The sequence below is a fragment of the Guptibacillus algicola genome (assembly GCF_020171805.1).
In the GTDB taxonomy this organism is placed as follows: Bacteria; Bacillota; Bacilli; order Bacillales; family Guptibacillaceae; genus Guptibacillus; species Guptibacillus algicola.
The window spans coordinates 1,062,313-1,077,454 of sequence record NZ_JAIVAF010000003.1 but is presented as its reverse complement, the minus strand read 5'-3'; the positions used below and the strand labels follow the sequence as shown (position 1 = coordinate 1,077,454).

The 15,142-nt window shown below is 39.8% G+C and carries 15 protein-coding genes; 3 read left to right on the top strand and 12 right to left on the bottom strand.

Going from position 1 to position 15,142, the window contains the following annotated elements:
* Positions 1–201: 201 nt before the first annotated feature.
* The 5 genes from LCM09_RS13195 to LCM09_RS13175 form a co-directional block, all read right to left on the bottom strand.
* Positions 202–1,398 (bottom strand): M20 family metallopeptidase, encoded by a 1,197-nt coding sequence (locus LCM09_RS13195; protein ID WP_224882506.1) that lies wholly within the window; start codon positions 1,396–1,398, stop codon positions 202–204.
* Between the two features lie 147 nt (positions 1,399–1,545).
* Positions 1,546–2,382 carry a phytoene/squalene synthase family protein gene (locus LCM09_RS13190; RefSeq protein ID WP_224882504.1) on the bottom strand — a complete coding sequence of 279 codons (837 nt, stop codon included), beginning with the start codon at positions 2,380–2,382 and terminating at the stop codon, positions 1,546–1,548.
* 6 nt (positions 2,383–2,388) lie between these two features.
* Positions 2,389–3,819 (bottom strand): phytoene desaturase family protein, encoded by a 1,431-nt coding sequence (locus LCM09_RS13185; protein ID WP_224882502.1) that lies wholly within the window; start codon positions 3,817–3,819, stop codon positions 2,389–2,391.
* Positions 3,816–5,321: a phytoene desaturase family protein gene (locus LCM09_RS13180; RefSeq protein WP_224882501.1), complete on the bottom strand. Its 1,506-nt coding sequence runs from the start codon at positions 5,319–5,321 to the stop codon at positions 3,816–3,818. The genes LCM09_RS13185 and LCM09_RS13180 overlap by 4 nt, the downstream gene beginning before the upstream one ends.
* A gap of 82 nt (positions 5,322–5,403) precedes the next feature.
* The gene (locus LCM09_RS13175; protein WP_224882499.1) at positions 5,404–5,919 is read right to left on the bottom strand and encodes a metallophosphoesterase family protein; all 516 of its coding nucleotides are present in this window, start codon (positions 5,917–5,919) and stop codon (positions 5,404–5,406) included.
* Between the two features lie 42 nt (positions 5,920–5,961).
* On the opposite strand from LCM09_RS13175, the gene LCM09_RS13170 reads away from it, so the two are divergent.
* The 3 genes from LCM09_RS13170 to LCM09_RS13165 all read left to right on the top strand — a co-directional run bounded on the left by LCM09_RS13170 (position 5,962) and on the right by LCM09_RS13165 (position 7,741).
* Positions 5,962–6,459, top strand: a complete 498-nt coding sequence (locus LCM09_RS13170) for a L,D-transpeptidase family protein (RefSeq protein ID WP_404800834.1) — start codon at positions 5,962–5,964, stop codon at positions 6,457–6,459.
* A 102-nt stretch (positions 6,460–6,561) separates the two neighbouring features.
* The gene (locus LCM09_RS20985) at positions 6,562–6,894 is read left to right on the top strand and encodes a transposase (protein WP_404800823.1); all 333 of its coding nucleotides are present in this window, start codon (positions 6,562–6,564) and stop codon (positions 6,892–6,894) included.
* 43 nt (positions 6,895–6,937) lie between these two features.
* Positions 6,938–7,741 carry an IS3 family transposase gene (locus LCM09_RS13165; protein WP_404800822.1) on the top strand — a complete coding sequence of 268 codons (804 nt, stop codon included), beginning with the start codon at positions 6,938–6,940 and terminating at the stop codon, positions 7,739–7,741.
* Positions 7,742–7,804: 63 nt separating this feature from the next.
* On the opposite strand, the gene LCM09_RS13160 is transcribed toward LCM09_RS13165, so the two are convergent.
* The 7 genes from LCM09_RS13160 to LCM09_RS13130 form a co-directional block, all read right to left on the bottom strand.
* Complete coding sequence (locus LCM09_RS13160; protein WP_224882496.1) at positions 7,805–8,599, bottom strand: serine hydrolase; 795 nt, start codon at positions 8,597–8,599, stop codon at positions 7,805–7,807.
* Entirely contained in the window at positions 8,599–9,504 is a 906-nt protein-coding gene (locus tag LCM09_RS13155; RefSeq protein ID WP_224882494.1) for a C40 family peptidase, read from the bottom strand. The genes LCM09_RS13160 and LCM09_RS13155 overlap by 1 nt, the downstream gene beginning before the upstream one ends.
* Complete coding sequence (locus tag LCM09_RS13150) at positions 9,491–10,591, bottom strand: dipeptide epimerase (protein ID WP_224882493.1); 1,101 nt, start codon at positions 10,589–10,591, stop codon at positions 9,491–9,493. The genes LCM09_RS13155 and LCM09_RS13150 overlap by 14 nt, the downstream gene beginning before the upstream one ends.
* An 81-nt stretch (positions 10,592–10,672) precedes the next feature.
* A complete protein-coding gene (locus LCM09_RS13145) occupies positions 10,673–12,304 on the bottom strand; it encodes a peptide ABC transporter substrate-binding protein (RefSeq protein ID WP_318246516.1) in 1,632 nt (543 codons plus the stop codon).
* A 61-nt stretch (positions 12,305–12,365) separates the two neighbouring features.
* A complete protein-coding gene (locus tag LCM09_RS13140; RefSeq protein ID WP_224882491.1) occupies positions 12,366–13,316 on the bottom strand; it encodes an ABC transporter permease in 951 nt (316 codons plus the stop codon).
* A gap of 2 nt (positions 13,317–13,318) precedes the next feature.
* A complete protein-coding gene (locus tag LCM09_RS13135; RefSeq protein ID WP_224882490.1) occupies positions 13,319–14,248 on the bottom strand; it encodes an ABC transporter permease in 930 nt (309 codons plus the stop codon).
* A gap of 16 nt (positions 14,249–14,264) precedes the next feature.
* A complete protein-coding gene (locus LCM09_RS13130; RefSeq protein WP_224882488.1) occupies positions 14,265–15,086 on the bottom strand; it encodes a M55 family metallopeptidase in 822 nt (273 codons plus the stop codon).
* Positions 15,087–15,142 lie beyond the last annotated feature (56 nt).

The window sequence follows — 15,142 nt, the reverse complement described above, 5'->3', positions numbered from 1 at the left end:
ACAATCAGTACATAGAATGTATTCAATTTCTGACCCAAAGCTTAGTGTCTTTTTCATCGGAGACATTACTGCATAACCTGAATGTTTCCCCTTTCCTAGTTCAGACCCGCTACACTTGGAGCATGTCATTCTGGTAGGTTCTCTCATTAGATTCCCTCCTCAAACGCACTTGTTATAAGCGCGTTTTTGTTCGTTTACTCTCTAATCATGCGATACTTCTTTCTCTTTAGATTCTGTATATGATAAAACTGCTGTTGCCATAACTTTTGCCGCAATCAGCATAGCTTTTTCATCTATGCTAAACCTGGGATGATGATGTGGGTAAACTCGGTCAGCACCTTGATTTCGTGCGCCAGTGAAGAAAAAAGTGCCTGGTACGTGCTGCAAGTAATACGAAAAGTCTTCTCCACCCATCTGTGCTTCATGCTCGCTCACTTCTTTAACATCTGGTACTTTACTAGCAATGTCTCTTATTAATTCTGTTTCTACTTTATGATTTATTACTGCTGGATAACCGTGAATGTACTTAAGATCGTAATCTACATCTGCAGTCAAACAGGTCCCTCTCACTACACGCTCAAGTTCCTTTTCCATTAACTCTCGCACATCTTCTTTGAAAGTACGCACAGTCCCTACTAAACGAACTTTATTTGCAATTACATTGAATGCATTTCTTGCATCAAATGATCCAACGGATAAAACGGCTGAGTCCAAAGGATTTACTCTTCTTGATACTAACTGCTGTAGATTCGTAACTAGTTGAGAAGCAACTACGATGCTATCCTTTGTTAAGTGTGGCTGCGCACCGTGCCCACCCTGTCCTATAATTTCTAATTCAAAACGATCTGCTGCCGCCATAAATGGGCCTTCTTTATACATGATCTTTCCAGTTTCTTCAGTTGCCCATAGATGTGTACCGAATATCACATCCACACCTTGTAAACAACCATCCTCAATCATAGCAATCGCCCCACCTGGTTGGTATTCCTCAGCATGTTGGTGGATAAAGACGATTGTCCCTTCTAGTTGGGTACCAATCGAATTGAATGCTTTTGCTAGGCATAGTAAGGTCGCCGTATGTCCGTCATGACCGCAGGCATGCATAACGCCATCGACTTTCGATTTGTAAGGAACGTCATTTTCTTCTTGAATCGGGAGCGCATCAAAATCTGCTCGTAATGCTACTGTTTTTCCTGGCTTTCCTCCTTTTAGAGTTGCTACAACTCCTCTACCCCCAACGTGTTCACGGACGTCATGACCTAATTTACGATGATAATCAGCAATATATTTTGGCGTATGTACTTCTTTAAAGGATAGCTCAGGATACTGATGAAAGTACCTTCTTAATTCCACCATTTCGCTATAAAGTGTATCTAGCGTATTATAAATAGTACTCATTTCAATCCCCCTTCTTTCTATGGAAACGCACTACATAGATGAAATTAAGTCTACCATATTCCGAATAATTAGAAAACGATACTTGCATATCATTTAGATACTACTACACCCCCTCGATTCGAAAATAGAGGGGGTGTAGTAGATCTATCAATTTCCACCTATTGCAGATAATAATTGCTCTTTTTCATCATCCGTCACATATGCTCGTTGGTCAAAGATATTGTAGCCTTTTTTACGAATTGACTGAAGAATCGCACGGTAAAAAATAGCAGAACTTTTAACTGGTAATCTAGCATCGAGTGGGTACTGATCGATGGTAGAAAACGCTTTTTCATAATGATAATCGGCGTGAGTAGCTAGCGTTTCCCATAGTTTTATAAATTCAGGTGTTACTGTGCGGCTATAGAGGGCATCGATACTAAGACCACTATCTTTCATTTCATCGTAGGGCAAATAAATTCGGTCTCGGTCAAGATCTTCAGAAATATCTCTTAAGATATTCGTGATTTGCATACCGATACCTAAAGAAACCGCGCTATCTCTTAGCACATCTACCCTCTTAGGTGCTAGTATAGGCAAAAGCATCAAACCCACCGTACTCGCGACGTGATAAGAATAATGTTCAAGTTCATTCAACGTTTTGTATCGAGACTTGTACAGATCCATTTCCTGGCCAAGAATCATTTCATGAAAAGGTTGAGGATCCATCGAGAACCGCTGAAACACATCATGAAGAGCAATCCACATAGGGTCCTTATCTAGCTTTTCACCATTCAGAAAACGTGAAAATTGAGACCGAAATAGAGAAAGCTCAGTTTCCGGATCTGTCCCCTCATCTACGATATCGTCAACTCTCCTACAAAAGCTATACACAGCCCACACTGCTTTCTTCTTGTTTGAAGGTAGTAAGGAAAAAGCTTTGTAGAATGTCTTAGAATGATGTTTTATAGTAGATTCACAATGTTTATACGCTTCGTTCAGCATTCTCACTCACACCCTTTCTATTTCTTGTACTAACAAATCTGCTCCCTGCATCACGATTGGGATCCCTCCACCTGGGTGAACAGAGGCTCCAACTGCATAAAGGTTATTATACTCAAGAGGCTTGACCTGAGGACGGAATGCGCCTGACTGAGTTAATGTTGGTGCGATCCCAAAACTTCCTCCTTCAAATAAACCGTCCACTTCAGCATCCACCGGCGTTCTAATTTCCATCCACTGTATTGCTTCTTTCAAATCAGGGAAACCTCGGTCTTCTAATACTTGGATGATACCTTCGGCCAACTTCTCTTTATCCTTCCAATTCAAATCCTTTCCAGATGGGACTGGTACAAGTGCATATAAAACACTTTTTCCCTCGGGAGCTAAAGTGTCATCGATTTTTGAAGGATGGAATGTGTAGATGGCTGGTTCTTTTGAAACTGAACCATGTTTGAATACATCATTCATATGAATCCTAAAATTATCAGACATGAAGAATTGGTGAATATCGACTTCGTTGTAGATACGATCGAGGCCAAAATAGAGAAGTAAGCAACCAGATGAAGGTTTATACTTAGGCGTTTTTTTTGTATTGATCAAATTGTGAATCATAGGAAAATCACCATTAAAGATTACCTTATCATAATAAAATTCACCATCTGAGGAGCGAATTCCTTTACAATCTTTTTGATTTAACATTAATTCCTCTACTGAAGATTCATACTTAACTTCAATTCCTTCTTTTCGTAAATGCTTCTCCAAAAGTGGAATTAGACTTGCATAACCACCTTTGATGTACCAGATGCCATGTTCATACTCACTGAACGGTACTAAAGAATAAAGAGCTGGAGAGCCAGAAGGATTTCCCCCTATGTATAGGGTTTGGAGAGAAAAGGCATCCTGTAACCTCTTATCTTTAAAATATTGTGATGCTTGTGAGCGGACCGTTTGGTGTGCTTTCAATTCTAATAGAAGCTTTATGTTCTCAAAAGTAAAGAAGTCTTTTTTGTTGATAAATGACTTTTCCAGAAAAGCTTTCTTTCCTTTTGCAAACCTGGTTCTCATATCAGATAAGTAATTTATGAACCCCTCTTCTTCCCCAGGAAACATTGCTTTTATCTCATCTATTTGTTTAGAAATATCACTTGTTTTGGTAAAAGTTGAACCATCAGGGTAGATCATTCGGTAGAGAGGGTCACAGCGGATCATTTCGACTTCCTCTTTACCAATGCCAGCTTTTTCAAGAAATTCATAAATCATCTCAGGAAGTAAGACGATTGTCGGCCCTTTATCAACCTTGTAACCATCTCTTTCCACGAAGGCAAGTCTTCCTCCTAGTGTCTTCTCTTTCTCATGTATGGTTACTTCATGACCTTTTCTAGCAAGCATAAGAGCAGACATCATGCCACCTATACCACCGCCAACAATACCTATGTTCATGAGCTGCTCCTTTCTAGGTCTCTATTCTCTTGATGAAGGAGGTTTGTCGTAATTCTTGCAGACTCCATAATTGTAGGGAGCCCACTTCCTGGATGTGTCCCTCCACCAACTAGCCAACAGTGATCGAATTCTTTGAATTGATTAGGTGGTCTGAAAAACATCATTTGAGGCAGGTTATGAGCAAGGTTGAATGTAGCTCCCTTGTACACGTTCATATCGATTTCCCAATCGGTCGGGGTATACATCTCTTCTACTTCAATATGATCTTCTAAATCTTTGAAACCAGTTTTATTTCTGATTTGGTCTAATACGAGTCTTCTAAACTCATGTTTATGCTTTTCCCAATCAATTAAACTAAAGTTATTGGGGACTGGTGCTAGTATATAAATGGACGATTTCCCTTCAGGGGCTAACGTTTTATCAGTAACGCTAGCATTCTGGATATAGATCGATGGATCTTCTGATAGGACCTTTTGTTTTGTGATCTCCTCGACATTTCTCTTGTAGTCAGAAGAAAAAACGACAGTATGGTGCGATAAATCATAAGATTTGTTAACACCGAGATAGAGCATAAACGCAGAGCAAGAATATTTCTTCTTTTCCATTTTTTCTGGAGAGTATCGTTTTGCTTTACCAGCTGGAAATAGATGATTCACTGCATGTGCAAAGTCTGCATTAATGATAACCTCGTCTGCATACTCAACATTTCCATCCTCTAATTCTACACCTTGTACCGTTTTTCCATCTAGCAGAACTCTTTTGACAGGTGTTCCAGTGTGAATAATGCCACCTTCTTCTTTAATAACTCTTGCCATGGACTCACAAATTTGGTTCACTCCTCCGATCGGATGAAAGATACCATATTCATGTTCCATATAAGATAAGATCGTAAACGCACCTGGACATTCCCATGGAGACATACCTAGGTATTTAGCTTGAAACGTGAAAGATAAACGAAGGCGCTCATCATCAAAATAAGTTGCAAGTCGTTCATATACACTTTCCGTTACTGTTAATTTCGGTAACGCTTTAAGAAAGCGCCATCTTCCATAATCTACTAAAGAATCATGCTTATTTTGCAATATAGGCATAAGAGCTTGGAACTTTTCCTTTTCTTGCTCCATGAACCTTCTATACCCTTCTCCATTTCCAGGGAACAAAGTTTCAATTTGTTCAACCATTTCCTCTCTCTTTCTAGTCGGGAAAAATGAAAGGTCACCGAACTTTAATTCATACATCGGATCGACTTCGACTAGATCCAGGTAATCATGAACATTTCTACCAGACTGTTCAAACACTTCTTCTAATATATGGGGCATATTTAGGAAGGTAGGACCACGATCGAATGTGTAACCATTCCGTTCAAAGGAGGATGTTCGGCCACCTATAAATGGTTGTTTTTCATAAACGGATACTGCATACCCTTTACTAGCTAGCAGCATGGCTGCAGTTAATCCGCCCGGACCAGCTCCTATTACAATTACGTTCTTACCTTTACTCATTTTTGAATTCCCCTTCCGGATAACCCTTCTCGCACATATGTTATACAAACATTATACAGTCGTTGTTCAATTTGTTCAATTATTATGTTTCTTGATCCTTACGATCGTCAAAATAAACATGTTCTAACTTAAAAGGTTTCCCCTCCGTAAAGGTCAGTTTTCCGAAAGAAAACATCGGCTGTCGCCGCTTATCTGTTGGAGATCCAGGGTTAAAAATTATTCTTCCATCATACTCTTTATGAACAGGTATATGAGAATGACCGAAGATGATAACATCAACATCATCATCTTCAAACAAATCGACGGCGCGTTTTTCGGTTGTTTTGTTTCTCCCATGACCGTGAGTAATTCCAATCTTCAAGGAGCTGCATTCTATGATCTCCTTAAATTCAAATCGCTCTCTTATGTCGTTATCATCAACATTTCCATATACGCCTGATATGGGAGCATACTGTTTTAATTCTTCATAGACATCAAGCGTCTGCCAATCACCTGCATGAATGATTAGATCTGATTGCTCGAGTTCTTTCACGAGTGAAAGAGGTAGACTCTTTCCTTTCCTAGGCATGTGCGTATCAGAAATAATAATGATATTCATTGAATTCGCCCCTTTCCTTACTATTCCTACTGGAGGTTTGATATCTTGGAGCATATCGTTCGTCCTGGTGAGACACTTTCATCTATATCAGAGGATTATCGTGTACAATTATGGGAAATTCTACAAAGCAATTCGCTGCCAGATCCGAATCTGATCTACCCTGATCAAGTTATTGTTATACCTGGGTTTCCCGATCCTGCTACGTTTCCTTTTTCCATTTATGTATCATTAACAAACCGAACGTTGTCACTTTATAAAAATGGGTCTCTCGTTAAGGTATACCCTGTTGGTGTAGGACGTATGCTTCACGAAACACCTTCTGGATCTTTTATCATCATCAATAAAGCGCCAGATCCTGGCGGACCGTTTGGAACAATGTGGATGAGTATATCTAAGAAACATTATGGTATACATGGGACGAATGCTCCTTCTTCGATTGGGAAATATGTATCGAGAGGATGTATTCGAATGCAAAATCGTGATGTTGAAGAACTTTCTCGCACAATTCCTATCGGTACAAGGGTTCAAATTGGCTCATAAAAAAAAACACCGTCAAACTGATATTATCCCCTTTAAGTAGACATTCAAAAAAACCTTCATGGTATGGTGGAGGAAAGAATGATACTTAGAGGGGATTTTTCTATGGCTAAAAAAGGACAAATGTTTCAGCAGTATACAGACGAGTTTAAACATAATGCCGTGATGAAGTACATTAACGGTTCTAAAAGTTACAAAGCACTATCGGAAGAATTGGGAATAAAGAATAATACACAACTTAAAGTATGGGTGAGGAAGTGGAAGAACGGTGAGCCGTTTGATACCCGAGGTCGCAATGGGGAAAGCCCTATTCAAGGTAGGCCACGCACAAAATTTAAAACAATTGAAGAGGAAAGAGATTACCTGAAAGCGCAGGTGGATTACTTAAAAAAGCAGTATCAAAATCTCGAAAAGGAGGGAAAATCACGCAAAAAATAAAGTATGAAACCGTGGAAGACTTAAGGAAGAAAGCGCCTGTCTCTTGGTTGTTAGAGATTGCTTCTCTACAACCATCAAGCTATACAAATGGAGATCCAGTAAAGTAAGGCGTGAAGAAAGGGCCAATCAAGATCATGACATCCAAATGCATATGATGGGGATTCATTTTCTTCATCCTGAAACAGGTTATCCTACTATGACACGTTTATTGAAAGAAAGTGGTTACCACATCAATCACAAAAAAGTGTATCGATTGATGAGCGAGATGGGCATTCAATCGGTGATTCGTAAAAAGAGAAAAAGACATGGATATACGCCATCTGTGGTCTATCCGAATAGGCTAAAACGTAACTTTAAAGCCAAGGGAACGAATCAGAAAATGGTGACGGACATTACTTATGTATCAGATGGTAAACGATTCTATTACTTATCCGTGATTCAGGATTTATTCAACAATGAGATCGTAAGCTGGCAGCTTTCTAAACGCAACGGTTTGGAGCTTGTAATAGATACTGTTTCCCAATGGACAAAGAAAAAAGACGTAACTGAAGCCGTTCTCCATTCGGATCAAGGCTTTCAGTATACGTCTAGGGCATACAACACACGAATAGAAGAATATGGCGTTAAGGGCAGCCACTCTCGCAAAGGAAACTGCCTGGATAACGCCTGCATAGAGTCCTTCTTTTCGCATCTCAAAACAGAGAAATTGTATATCAATCAGTGTAAAACAGAAAACGAGATCAGACAAGCAATCGAAGATTACATCTACCACTATAACTACAGACGGTTTCAAAAGAAATTAAAACAACGCGCGCCGATTGAATATCGACACGCGTTGGCAGCGTAGTTTTTTTATACTGTCTACTTGACAGGGGTAAGACCAAACCGACGGTGTTTATCGTTTAGTTTATTATACTTTTTCGTTAAAGTAATCGTATAGTAATCTGCCTGCGTTAGCGATCGCTTCTCTTCCATATCGATTTTCAATTAATCCTGCAGTAAGAAAAGCGTATAGGACTGGTCCATGTGGCGTGTCCAATATTCCAACGTCATGTTCAATCCCATCTAGTTCGCCTGTTTTATGAGCTAGCTGACCGATTGCTTTACGATTGATTTTTGATGGGAATTTATCTTGGAATTGTTGATTGGACAACACTGATCTTGCCCATTCTTTAGATTGCATGGATAAGGTATTGCCATTATAAAGTTCTTTCAATAATGTGACTGTATCGCATGCACTCATCAAGTTGTCTCGTCCTAATTTAACAGAATCATGATCCATCATTTTTCTCATCAACGTTGAATGAAAACACCCTAAGCTCCTCATCGTGAAATTAACAGATGAGATACCTACTAAATCGATCAGCTGGTTCGTTGCGCTATTGTCAGAACTTATAATCATCAATGTGATTAATTCTGAAACGGTCCAAGTATGTTGATCTGAAAGATGTGATAGGACTCCTGCTCCATCGACAATATTATGAGGTTCAATCGTTATCTTGTCGTCCAAATGAATCGTTCCTGAATCTATTTGTTTTAATACTTCAATCATAATTGGAATTTTGATGATACTTGCTGAAGAAACTGGTTGATCTGATAGTAATGTTATTTCTCCGTCAGGTGTGGTAACAAATATTGAATGATTCCCATCAAGACCAATAAAACAGTCTTTTACTTTGTTTGAGATCATACTGAAATCCAACATCAATTTTCCCAGTATCTGCGGATACCACAGAGCTCCTCTTCATACAATGTTCCTTTAAGAGGAGTGACTTCAATAAAGCGTCCAGTACTCGGAGAATGAATCATCTTTCCATCGCCATAATAGATGCCAACGTGATGTACGCTTCCTTTACCTTGTTCATAGGCAAAGAATAATAAATCCCCTTTTTCCCATTCATTGTTTTGTATAACCTTTCCTGACTTCATCTGGTCGGATGCATCCCTTGGAATGGTACAACCGATCGTACGCGCCATATTATAGCTGAATCCAGAACAATCATATCCGTAAGATGACATCCCTCCCCATAAATAAAGAAGACCAATGAATTGTTCAGCGTTTTTCACAATGTCTTCGCCACTACCAGTGATAACATCGTTCGGAGTGATTACTCCATCTCTCTTTTTAAGTTTTTTATCCCCATGAGGAGACCAGACAAGAAAATCGTCCCCCGTTTCTTCTAGAAGTGGAAGGCGTGTTTGATAACTAAGGTGATGTGTGGTTTTCATATTAGGTGAAGTTAAAACCGCCCCGTGTTTATTGACAATTACAGTGGCGTTTTTGTCTCCATAAACTTCATTGGATAATTGATTTGTTGGAATCCATCCTGGATATCCTCTGCTATCCTTTGAAGAAGGCTGAGATGGAACGATAACATGTGACCAATTATCTTTTTCTTCTACTATTAATACTTCTTCACCATATAACACCTGCGATTGAACGAGGTTATTGTCACAAAGTTCTAGTCTTGGTGAATATGGAAGCTCATCTAACCAACCCTCTAGGTCTACAGGATTATGTAATGCTTTATCGTCCATTGGACGAGCGCTATCTGGAGTAGACCACAAAGTTGCTACTGTAACAGAAATTGTTTTTTTAGTTAATTCCAATTTCCAATCCCCCTTGTTTGACAGAATGTATACCGAGTCCTCTCTGTGAGTTAAATGTTATCATACTTTTGTTGTATGTGACGCCACCTTCAACATTCTCTTCTTTAAACATCAGAGGGGCATCAAAGTCGTATCGCGTAATATTTCTTTGACTTGCTGCAAAATGCGCCGCAGCGGTTATTCCCACTTTAGATTCGATCATGCTTCCGACCATACATTCAATACCTGCACTCTCTGCAATTGCGTTTATTTTTAACGCTTGATGAATCCCTCCTGCTTTCATAAGTTTGATATTTATTAAATCCGCTGCTCTCGACATAATCACTTTCAACGCATCATGAGGTGAAAATACGCTTTCGTCTGCCATTATAGGTGTACTTACTGAATCCGTAACCCTTTTAAGTCCCTCTATATCACTTGCATGAACAGGTTGTTCAACGAGGTCAAGTTGAAGCCCTTCCTCTTCCATTTTTCTAATTGCATAAATCGCTTCTTTGGCCGTCCAACCCTGATTAGCATCCAGTCTTATAATAGCTTTGTTATTCGTCCGATTTTGTACAGTTATTATTCTTTCGATATCTCGATGAATCGTATCTTTTCCAACTTTTACTTTTAATATTGAGAAACCTTCATCTATGTATTGAACAGCGTCATCACCCATTTCTTCTGGGGAGTTGACGCTAACTGTATAATCTGTTTCGAGTTGATCACGATAGCCTCCAAGGAATTGATATAATGGCATGTCAGACTTCTTTGCAAGAAGGTCATAAATAGCCATATCCACTGCAGCTTTTGCGCTTGTATTCCCTACTAACGAGGTATGAAGAACATCAAAGATATAACCCGAAGATGATAAATCTAATCCGATTAACTTAGGAGCGATGGCATTTGTTATTGCTGCCTTTACACTTTCAATACTTTCTCCTGTGATTGCGAGTGTCGGAGGTGCCTCCCCCCATCCGATTTGATCTCCTGCAGTAATATTTACAATAACAGATTCGGCATTCGTAACAGTACGAAGTGCAGTTTTGAATGGCTTTTTTAATGGAGCATTAACTATAAATGTTTCAATATCATTGATTTTCATTGATAAACTCTCCAATACGTTATAAGTTTGACCTTCCATTACAAGAAAGAGCCTGGGCGCAAGGGCACCCGGCTCTATTCACTATTTAATATCAGCTGTTTTAAGCTCCATGTATCCTACAGGGTGTCTAACGATTCCTGTTACATCATCACTCTGTAAGTAAACATGGTTATAGTAATGAATTGGGAAAATTGGCATTTCTTCAAATAGAATAGATTCTGCTTCGTGCATCAATTCGAATCGCTTCTCTTCATCTGTTTCATTCTTTGCTTGTTCAATCAAGCTATCAAACTTCTCATTGCTCCAGCCTGTTCTATTCATCGAATGTCCAGTCTGGAAGCTTTCTAGGAAGTTAATTGGATCAGCATAGTCTGCAAGGAATGAACTACGAGAAAACTGTAGCTTTAATGCTTTCTGCTCAGTTGAGAATACGTTCCATTCTTGGTTTGCAAGTTCTACATCTACTCCAAGTGACTCTTTGTACATTTGTTGAAGTGCTTCAGCGATCTTCTTATGGGAATCACTCGTATTATACGTTAGTGTTACTGCAGGTAGCGTGTCATACCCTTCTTCTTCCATTCCTTTTTCTAATAGCTCTTTTGCTTTTGATGCATCTGTTGTTACTAGGTCTCCACCAACATCTCTGAAGTCTTCACCTGCTGGATCTTCAAAGCCATAAGCAACAAAACCTTTCGCTGGCTTCTCTTTCCCTTTCGTAACAAACTCTACAATTTGCTGTTGATCTACAGCCATCGCAAATGCTTTACGAATATTTTCATTCTGGAATGGTTCCATTTCTGTATTAAAGCGATAGAAATACGTTCCAGATTGATCTTCTACTTGCGCTTTTCCTTCATCGAATAATTGCTCACTCAAGTCAGATGGTACGTCAGAAGTATGGAGATCTCCTGTTTTGAACATTTGATATTCTGTGTTCGTATCATCGACCATCGCCCAATGAACTTCATCAAGGTTTACGCTTTTTGCGTCCCAATATTCTTCGTTTTTCTCAAAAACAAATTCTGTGTCATGAGCCCATTTTGATAACTTAAACGGACCATTACTTACATAGCTATCTGCTTCTGTGTGCCATTCTGGATTTTGCTCAACTGTTTCTTTATGCACAGGGAAGAATGCTGGATTAGAAATTAGTGTAGGGAAGAAACCTACAGGACTACTAAGGTTTACTTCGAATGTCTTTTCGTCTACAGCTTTGACCATCATATCTTCAGCCGTACCTTCCCCTGTGTTATACGCTTCTGCGCCTTCGATAAAGTACGCTAGAAAAGCTGCAGGTGATGCAGTATCTGGGTTAGCAAGACGCTTCCAAGCAAATTCGAAATCTTCCGCTGTTACAGGTTCACCGTTAGACCAATTAGCATCTTCTCTAATATGAAAGGTATATGTTTTACCATCTTCTGATACGTCCCATTCCTTCGCCGTAGCGGGTTGTGGTTCATCATTTTCATCAAGTCTCGTCATACCTTCCATCAAGTTATTCAGCGCATTCCAAGATACGCTATCAAACCCGATCGGTGGATCAAATGATGTTGGCTCGCTCCCATTGTTAAGCTTAAGTACTTTTGTCCCTTGTTGTTGACTATCGCCATCACTACCACTATTTGAATTAGATGAACTGTTTTCAGTAGTTGTACAGCCAACGATTCCGATTAGCAGTAGAAGCGAAAGTAACATCGTAACGATTTTCTTCACATCTATTCCCCCTAAAATGTATTATAGAGAAGTGTCTCAAAAAGAGAGCTCTACTATCCTCTTATCTTCGTAACTTCGGATCTAAAGCATCCTGTAATCCATCTCCAAGCACGTTAAAAGCAAACATTGTTAATGAAATAAAGAATGCTGGAAAAAATAACCTCCACCAGTGACCGGATAAAATAACAGACAACCCATCGTTCGCCATAACACCCCAACTTGCGATAGGAGCTTGAACCCCAAGTCCAAGGAAGCTTAGGAATGCTTCCGCAAATATAGCTGTAGGAACTGTTAACGTCATTTGAACAATGATTGGTCCCATGGTGTTCGGAAGCAGGTTCTTACGAATAACTCGACCAGCACTAGCACCGAACGTTCTAGAAGCAAGAACATGCTCTGAGTTTTTCAATTGCAAAACTTGTCCCCGAACAATCCTTGCCATTCCAACCCACCCTGTAACGGTTAAGGCTACGATGATCGTGAATAGTCCAGGTCCCATAACGACCATCAAAAGAATGACCATTAATAGATATGGAAGACCGTAAAGGATTTCGATAATTCTCATCATGAAATTATCAACTCGTCCACCTTTATAGCCTGAAAAACCTCCATACGCTACCCCGATAATAAAGTCGATGATGGCTGCCATAAAGCCTACAAAGAGTGAAATACGTGCGCCATTCCATGTTCTTGTGAACATGTCTCTTCCGAGGTTGTCAGTACCAAACCAATGCTCGCCTGATGGAGCTTGGTTGCCGTTTGTTAATACTTGATGACTATAAGAATATGGTGACATCATCGGACCAAAAATGGCCATTAATACTAGTAAGATCAATACAATTAAACCTGCCATCGAGAGCTTATTCTGAGCTAAGCGCATCCAAGCATCTTTCCAATAGGAAATCGAAGGTTTTGCGATACGATCTGCGTCATATGATGATGTCTCAAGAGGGACAAACAAGTCGTCAGGTGTATAAGGTGTTTTTTGATTTGATTTCTCTGGTAACGACACGACTAATTCCCCCTCTTGTGAAGCTTAATTCTAGGATCGAGAATGCCGTATGCGATGTCTACAATAAATAGCATCATGATTAAGAATGCACTATAAAAAACGGTTGTCCCCATTATGACTGGATAATCTCGATCGTTTATTCCATTAATAAAGTATTTTCCCATTCCAGGAATTGCAAAGATTTTCTCGATAACAAAACTTCCGGTCAATACTCCTGCAACGAGGGTTCCAAGGATCGTAATGACAGGTAGAAGTGCATTTCTCATCGCATGCTTCATTACTATCTGGTAAGTAGACATTCCTTTTGCTTTTGCTGTTAGGATATAATCTTGATTCAAAACCTCTATCATACTTGAGCGAGTCAACCTCGCGATGATCGCCATTGGCCCAGTAGCGAGGGCAACTGCAGGCAGAACCATGTGCATTGGTGAGGACCACGTCGCGACAGGGAATATCTCCCAAGTAACAGCAAGCTGTTGAATAAGCAATGTAGCCATAATAAAGTTTGGAACTGAAATCCCTATCACAGCAAACGTCATTGCTATGTAATCGATGGTGCCATTATGTTTAAGAGCAGCGAAAATTCCAAGAATAACCCCAGAAATAACCGCAATTGCTAATGACAACATACCTAACTCCGCTGAAACAGGGAAACCTCTTCCAATCATTTCATTAACAGATGTTGATGATTGTTTAATAGAGGGACCAAAATCTAGCGTTGCAAGAGATTTTAAATAAATAAAATATTGCACGAAGACAGGTTCATTCAAATGATAGTGTGCCTCAAGATTTTGTTGAACAGCTTCGCTTGTATTCCGCTCCTGGTTAAATGGTGAGCCAGGAATGGCATGCATTAAGAAAAATGTGATCGTCACTATTATCCAAAGCGTAATGAGCATGGCGAACAATCGATTAGCAACGTACTTCGCCAATAATAACCCCTACTTTCTAACCAAATGTCGTCCTTGATGCTAATTCTGTCATAACAAGCATAGCTTGATAGGCTTCTAGCATATCTTTTGCTTGAAACTTCACGACCGTATCATTTTCAATTTCTGCTCCAGGCATGATACTTGCCCATTCTGCTTGCCCATAATTCGTGAATTCAATTCGTAAAACAGGCTTCTCTGGAGGAACTAACGGATCGACGCGGCGTCGATTTTCAATCGCAAAAGTAGTTTGCTCTTTTAAAAGCTGCCCAGTTTTGTGTGGCGATGGCACGAGTCCCGACGAACGAGAAATCGTTTCCTTAACGGTTACCGTCGTGATATTCGGAATAAGTGCTTCTGCCTCTGCTGTCGCTCTGTCATCTCCAGCTACAAATAGCACCGGGACTCCGTAATATCCAGCAACAAAAGCATTCATACCTAATTCACCAACGACTTTGTCATCAACATAAAAGTTCTTAACTGCATGAATCATTGAATGAGACATGATTCCTTTTAAAGATGCGCGCGCGTGGTAGCCTATGAATCCTGCCCCGTCATATGTATGGTCCAATCCTTCCATCATCGAAAACGGTTTTACATCTCCGGAAATAAGCTTTGCTTCCTCGTGTAACTTCTCCACAAGCAGATTGTTCATCTTAGAGTGACTGTCATTGACGGTAACTTCTTCAACCCTGCTGCTTAGAGCAGACTCGATCACATAGTTTGTTTCTTGAGTCATAAGCTCTTGGCCACGATGATAGTTTCGTTTCGACGAATCGACAAACGTATCATCTACAATGCCAGAAATTCCTTCCATGTCTACTGATAAGTAAAGTCTCAAACTTTCTCTCCTTTCATTTAATTCTTAACTTTCCGAATAATTATATCATGAATTCT

Bases quoted from the DNA above. Each gene is read 5' to 3' on its own strand.
- LCM09_RS13195 (WP_224882506.1), bottom strand. From the start codon at position 1,398: ATGAGTACTATTTATAATACGCTAGATACACTTTATAGCGAAATGGTG.
- LCM09_RS13190 (WP_224882504.1), bottom strand. From the start codon at position 2,382: ATGCTGAACGAAGCGTATAAACATTGTGAATCTACTATAAAACATCAT.
- LCM09_RS13185 (WP_224882502.1), bottom strand. From the start codon at position 3,819: ATGAACATAGGTATTGTTGGCGGTGGTATAGGTGGCATGATGTCTGCT.
- LCM09_RS13180 (WP_224882501.1), bottom strand. From the start codon at position 5,321: ATGAGTAAAGGTAAGAACGTAATTGTAATAGGAGCTGGTCCGGGCGGA.
- LCM09_RS13175 (WP_224882499.1), bottom strand. From the start codon at position 5,919: ATGAATATCATTATTATTTCTGATACGCACATGCCTAGGAAAGGAAAG.
- LCM09_RS20985 (WP_404800823.1), top strand. From the start codon at position 6,562: ATGGCTAAAAAAGGACAAATGTTTCAGCAGTATACAGACGAGTTTAAA.
- LCM09_RS13160 (WP_224882496.1), bottom strand. From the start codon at position 8,599: ATGTTGGATTTCAGTATGATCTCAAACAAAGTAAAAGACTGTTTTATT.
- LCM09_RS13150 (WP_224882493.1), bottom strand. From the start codon at position 10,591: ATGAAAATCAATGATATTGAAACATTTATAGTTAATGCTCCATTAAAA.